Origin of the sequence: Veillonella dispar, from assembly GCF_937975875.1 — a bacterium.
GTDB lineage: Bacteria > Bacillota > Negativicutes > Veillonellales > Veillonellaceae > Veillonella > Veillonella dispar_B.
The window spans coordinates 1-5,636 of record NZ_CALJSP010000091.1; the positions used below are offsets into that span (position 1 = coordinate 1).

7 protein-coding genes and 2 pseudogenes are annotated in these 5,636 nt (G+C 38.5%); 8 read left to right on the forward strand and 1 reads right to left on the reverse strand.

From position 1 onward, the window contains the following. Together Q7P05_RS04155 and Q7P05_RS04160 are read left to right on the forward strand one after the other, a co-directional pair. Window positions 1-805, forward strand: an 805-nt coding sequence (locus tag Q7P05_RS04155; protein WP_303930664.1) for a sigma 54-interacting transcriptional regulator, incomplete at its 5' end; no start/stop codon positions are given. A gap of 74 nt (window positions 806-879) precedes the next feature. Next, the gene (locus Q7P05_RS04160) at window positions 880-1,485 is read left to right on the forward strand and encodes an AAA family ATPase (RefSeq protein WP_303930666.1); all 606 of its coding nucleotides are present in this window, start codon (window positions 880-882) and stop codon (window positions 1,483-1,485) included. A 59-nt stretch (window positions 1,486-1,544) separates the two neighbouring features. On the opposite strand, the gene Q7P05_RS04165 is transcribed toward Q7P05_RS04160, so the two are convergent. Next, window positions 1,545-1,727: a hypothetical protein gene (locus Q7P05_RS04165; RefSeq protein WP_303930667.1), complete on the reverse strand. Its 183-nt coding sequence runs from the start codon at window positions 1,725-1,727 to the stop codon at window positions 1,545-1,547. Between the two features lie 49 nt (window positions 1,728-1,776). Here Q7P05_RS04165 and Q7P05_RS04170 point away from each other — a divergent pair. The 6 genes and pseudogenes from Q7P05_RS04170 to Q7P05_RS04195 all read left to right on the forward strand — a co-directional run. Next, window positions 1,777-2,814: pseudogene (locus tag Q7P05_RS04170) on the forward strand (ABC-F family ATP-binding cassette domain-containing protein); the annotation flags it as partial. An 8-nt stretch (window positions 2,815-2,822) separates the two neighbouring features. Then, window positions 2,823-3,392 (forward strand): GTP cyclohydrolase I, encoded by a 570-nt coding sequence (gene folE / locus Q7P05_RS04175; RefSeq protein ID WP_005387220.1) that lies wholly within the window; start codon window positions 2,823-2,825, stop codon window positions 3,390-3,392. Continuing rightward, window positions 3,385-4,221, forward strand: coding sequence for a dihydropteroate synthase (folP, locus tag Q7P05_RS04180; protein ID WP_105086148.1), 837 nt, complete (start codon window positions 3,385-3,387; stop codon window positions 4,219-4,221). The genes folE and folP overlap by 8 nt, the downstream gene beginning before the upstream one ends. After that, window positions 4,221-4,583, forward strand: coding sequence for a dihydroneopterin aldolase (gene folB / locus Q7P05_RS04185; protein WP_005387223.1), 363 nt, complete (start codon window positions 4,221-4,223; stop codon window positions 4,581-4,583). Before folP ends, folB begins: the two co-directional genes overlap by 1 nt. After that, a complete protein-coding gene (folK, locus tag Q7P05_RS04190; RefSeq protein ID WP_303930673.1) occupies window positions 4,583-5,056 on the forward strand; it encodes a 2-amino-4-hydroxy-6-hydroxymethyldihydropteridine diphosphokinase in 474 nt (157 codons plus the stop codon). Before folB ends, folK begins: the two co-directional genes overlap by 1 nt. A gap of 126 nt (window positions 5,057-5,182) precedes the next feature. Further along, window positions 5,183-5,636 (forward strand): annotated as a pseudogene (locus tag Q7P05_RS04195) (hypothetical protein); the annotation flags it as partial.

The window sequence follows — 5,636 nt, forward strand, 5'->3', positions numbered from 1 at the left end:
GAAGGGCGCGTTGTTCTCCTTTATTCCTGTAGGTGCATTTGTGCATGGCCCGACCGGATGCGGCAAAGGATATTTGTGCCGTATGGCTTACGAACAGGACGGTGCGGTGTATGAATATAATTGTAAGCTCATATCCGAAGAAAATCTTGAAATTGAGCTTTTTGGAGACAGTGAAAAGGGAGGAATACTTGATTTTATCGGTTATAGGGCAATAATTTTGGGGGATGTGGAAGTTTTGTCGCCCAAATTGCAGAAAAAGCTTGTTGCAAAACTCAAAACGGAAGATAAGCTTTGTATTGGTCTGTCGGAATATTCACTTGAAGAATTAAAAGATAATCAGAAAATAACTGATGAGTTTTATTATTATTATAAAAGTTATCAGGTTGAGGTTCTTCCAATAAATGAAAGACCTGAGGATTTGCAGGCTTTTATTGAATATTACCTTGAACATTATAATAAGAAATATGGAAGAAAAATTGATTTTTCGCCAAAGGCATTAAACTGTCTGCTTAATTATGAATGGAAAGAAAATATAATAGAGATAAGATACACAATAGAAAGACTGGTATTAACGGCAGAAGAAAATATTATTGAGGTTTACAATCTGCCAGAGAAAATGACGGAAAAATCAGCACAATTGTTTCTTGAGGACACATGTCTGAAAGATATGATGGAACTTTATGAAAAGGGAATTATTTGTCGTGCATACGAAAAATATCATACGACAGTTGAAGTTGCAAAAAAGTTGGGAATAAGTCAGGCATCTGCGGTTAGAAAAATCGGAAAATATGTGACTGAAAGATAAAGGATTTTTGCTTTTGCAAATATTGATGATTGACAATAAATAATAAGTATACAGTAATGAAAGGAAGGCTCGGCATGAAGAAATTTAATATAACAATAAGCAGGGAATTTGGGTGTAATTCAAGAGAAATAACAAGAATGCTTGCAAGCAGACTTGGTGTGGAAATGTATGACAGAGATTTGGTTGATATGGCGGCAAGAAAAGCGGGAATCAATCTCGATGAATTTGCGGATGCAGACAAAGTAATAGACTCATCAGTTGAGAAACTTACAAGGAGATTCGGATACGGTTCTTCAAGCAAATTTTATTCGGATGAGGCGATAGAAGCACAGAGTCAGGTTATAAGAGACATAGCAAATACAAAAGACTCAGCTATCTTTTTCGGAAGATGTGCTGATTATGTGCTTAGAGAGCATCCTAATACACTGAATGTATTTTTGTATTCTTCATATGAAGCGAGAATAGAGCATCTTAAAAAAGCATATTCGCTTTCAGGCGTTGAGGCAGAACATCTTATAAAAAGGATTGACAGACAGCGTCACAATTACTATAAATATGTAACAGGCGTAAACAGAAGTGACAGACATTTGAAACATGTTATGCTTGATGTATCAAAATTTGGAGAAGAGAAAGTCGTGGATATACTTTATCATATTGTAATGATGGAATTTGGAGAGTAGCGATTTTTTACTTTACAACATTGTCTGCGGATATTATAATTAACTTTATACAAATTTAATCATACAGGGGGAGAATATGAATAAGATACAGCTTTTCCGCAGAAGATATATCCCGGATGAAATAAAGGCATTTCGAGTACGTCCGGCATATGGCACGCTGCCGAGGTATCAAGAATGGCGATATCCTTGCGGTTTTTCATGGTCTCGAGCACGGTCGAGACCAGATAGCCGGCGTTCAGCACGACCGCCTCGCCCGGCTCGAGATAGATCTGCACCTTGTACTTGTCGCGTACAAAACTTTTACTAGAAAAACCGACGATTTTGCTCTTGGACGAACCGACAAATTATCTTGATGTAGAGCATATCCAATGGTTGCAAAACTATTTACAAAACTACGAAAATGCGTTCATCTTGATTTCTCATGATATGGAGTTTTTAAATTCCGTAGTCAACGTGATTTATCATATCGAGCAAGCAGTTTTAACGCGTTATACTGGCGACTATCATCAGTTCCAAGCGGCTTATGAAGTGAAAAAAGCGCAAGCAGCTAAGGCTTATGAGCGTCAACAACAAGAAATTGAGCGCATGGAAGACTTTATCCAACGCAATAAGGCTCGTGTAGCAACGCGTGGTATGGCAAATTCTCGAGCTAAACGGTTAGAGAAAATGGAGATTTTGGAAAAGCCAAAAGAGTACATTAAACCAAGTTTTGGTTTTAAAGAAGGCCGTACGCCAAGTCGTTTTATTGTAGAGGCCTTTGGTTTGGAATTAGGCTATGATGAACCGTTGACTCGACCAGTAGACTTTCAAATTGAAAGAAATAAAAAAATCGCTATTCGTGGCGTTAATGGTCTAGGTAAAACGACATTATTGAAAACAATTTTAGGGTTATTAAAACCGGTGAGTGGTGAGTTGGTAAAAGGTGATTTCTTACAAATTGGGTATTTTGCTCAAGAAGATACACCATCCAATTCTGAAACTGCCTTAGATTATATTTGGAATGAATATCCGGCAATGACTAATGCAGAAGTACGTGCAGCGCTTGCTCGTTGTGGCCTTACTAACGAGCATATTACATCGCAAATGCGCGTGTTATCTGGTGGTGAGAATGCAAAGGTTCGCTTATGTAAACTGATGCAAAATAAGTACAATGTACTCGTATTAGACGAACCAACGAATCACTTGGACATTTATGCAAAAGAAGAACTGAGTCGTGCTTTGCGTGAGTTCAAAGGAACTATCGTTTTAGTAAGTCATGAACCTGAATTTTATAAAGATTGGGTTACGGATATTTGGAATATTGAGGATTGGACGACGAAAATCGTTTAGGAGGACCGATGAATCAACGTGCAAAGGACGGGATAAAGCAATTTTTAGCGGCTTTATCTGTTGATACTGAGGCGCCAGAGCTAGAGAAAACACCAAGTCGTGTAACAGAATTATATAGTGAATTATTCAGTGGCGTAGGATTAGATACAAAGTCAGCCTGGGGTGAAACATTTAGTACTGATTATAAGGGTCTTGTAGCGGTTACAGGAATTCCTTTTTACTCTATGTGTGAGCACCACTTGTTGCCATTCTTTGGAACCGTGGATATTGTGTACCAACCTAAGGATGGGTGTGTGGCAGGGCTTAGCAAGTTTCAAGATATTGTTAATATTCTTAGCCGGAGGCCGCAACTACAAGAGCGGTTAGCATCAGAATTAGCAGATGCAATTATGAATGATTTATCTGCTCATGGTGTATTCGTACGCATTACATCGACTCAGTTGTGTATGCTTATCAAAGGGACCATGCAGCAAGATTCAAAGGTTATTACATTAGAAAGCCGTGGTGTACTAGCAGAGACTGGCACATTACGAGATGAAGCGTTGGCAATGTTAGGTGGAGGACAGGCAAATGTTTAAACGTAGAAATTACACATGGAATGATGGCAAAAGTTTATCTTTGTGCGATCGTACCCTTATTATGGGGATACTAAATGGTACGCCTGACTCTTTCTCTGATGGTGGTAAATTCAATACTCCAGAAGCGGCAGCAGCACATGTAACGCAAATGATTGAAGATGGTGCTGATATCATTGATTTAGGCGTAGAATCTACGCGCCCTGGTTGCACACCATTGACAGCAGATGAAGAAATTGAACGCTTAGCCCAATTGATAGACCCTGTACTACATGCATCTACAGTACCTGTATCTATCGATACCTATCATGCTAAAACTGCTGATTATGCACTTTCAAAGGGCGCTCATATTTTAAATGATATTTGGGGCTTACACTATGATCCTGATATGGCAGCAATAGCCGCAAAATACAAGGTACCTGTAATCATCATGCACAATAGTAATGATACAAACTATGGTGACATCATTGAAGATATGAAAGCATACTTCTTCTTTGCTGTAGATAAAGCCTTAAAGGTTGGTGTAACACCACAACAAATTTGGCTTGATCCAGGTATCGGATTTTTTGGTAAAACAGAAGAACAAAATATTGAAGTTATGCAACGTTTAGGCGAATTAACGGCTTATGAATACCCTATTTTACTTGCCCCTAGCCGTAAGGGTTTTATCGGTTCTATGTTGGGCGGTTTACCTCCAGAAGAACGCGATGAAGGCACGGTAGCGGCTTGTATTACGGGTGTATTCCAAGGTGTTGATATGGTGCGTGTTCATAATGTGAAAATGCACAAACGCGCCTTGGCCGTAGCAGATGGCCTATTACGAGGTGAATAATGGATAAAATCGTTTTAAAAAACATGGCATTTTATGGATACCATGGCAATTTGACATCTGAACAAGAGCAAGGACAGCGCTTTTTTGTAGATGTTGAAATTACTACGGATCTTACAAAGGCCGGTCAAAGTGACCAGTTAGAGGATTCTATCAATTATGTAGAAGTATATGAGCTTGTAGAATCTGTTATGACTGGAGAAAAACATAATTTATTAGAGCGTTTAGGTGCACTTATTGCCGACTCTTTATACCAACATTATCAAGGTATCGTTGGCTTATCTGTAACGGTGCGCAAACCATCTGTACCTATTGCTGGTATCCTAGATTATGTTGAGGTTGTCACTACAAGAGGTCAAATTTGATGTATACCTATTACATCAGTGTAGGTTCAAATATAGGTGATAAAAGAGGATATATTAATTCTGCTTTTCAGCTATTACAAGGGCATGAGACAGTTTCAGAGGTTATTAGTTCTTCTTTGATAGAAACGGAACCTTGGGGATATACAGATCAGGCGTCATTTATTAATGGCATGTGGTCTTGTAAAAGTACTTTGAATCCTCATGAAATGTTAAGTGTACTTCAGTCCTTAGAACAAGGGGCTGGTCGTGAACGACTCATTCACTGGGGACCACGTACATTAGATTTAGATATTATTTTGGCTTTTGATGAGGCCGGTTCTATGATTTCCATTTGTGATGAAACTCTAACTATACCGCATCCTTATTTTTGGGATAGAACCTTTGTCTTAGAACCTTTACATGAGTTGTTACCAACTTTTACCTATAAGGGGATGTCAATTAGCGAGCGATTAACTACATTAAGTTTGGCATAGAAATCCACAAAGATATTAAAAATAAAATTTACAGTTATACCTAGAATTGGGATAATATTAATAGGGACTTACTGTAATGGCAATATATTATTACGTTTTATGCTTGGGGATTCATAGGGAGTATAAATGAATATAAAACGTATCGGTTTGTGCATACTAGCATTAATTGTAGTGGGGCTGTCCTATTGGCTTGCAGTAGGTGGGAATTACGATAGTAAAACAGTACGCATAGACCCAGAAGAGCATACATTAGTAAATTCTAGTGATGCCATCATTTCAAAACGAATATTAGCGATGAAGTCCATCGACTCACAAGTGTACTTTCTAGGTTATGAAGGGTATGGTATTTATAATTTAGCTGATAATACACTTCGGTTGATGCCTATTACCTTTCGTGGTCAACATATAGAGCCACCGAAGACCGAGAATTACCAACGTGGTTTACGAGAGATTACTATGGTAAAAACTTTCTCTGATTTTAGTGGTCCAGAACAATCCGTACTCAAGGATTTGTTGGAATCTACACCTCTCCGTCATTGCTCCGCAATGCCACCTCTCCCAAAGGGAGAGGCTTTTGGCT

Coding starts and splice junctions, on each gene's coding strand:
- Q7P05_RS04160 (WP_303930666.1), top strand. CDS start 880: ATGAAGAAATTTAATATAACAATAAGCAGGGAATTTGGGTGTAATTCA.
- folE (WP_005387220.1), top strand. CDS start 2,823: ATGAATCAACGTGCAAAGGACGGGATAAAGCAATTTTTAGCGGCTTTA.
- folP (WP_105086148.1), top strand. CDS start 3,385: ATGTTTAAACGTAGAAATTACACATGGAATGATGGCAAAAGTTTATCT.
- folB (WP_005387223.1), top strand. CDS start 4,221: ATGGATAAAATCGTTTTAAAAAACATGGCATTTTATGGATACCATGGC.
- folK (WP_303930673.1), top strand. CDS start 4,583: ATGTATACCTATTACATCAGTGTAGGTTCAAATATAGGTGATAAAAGA.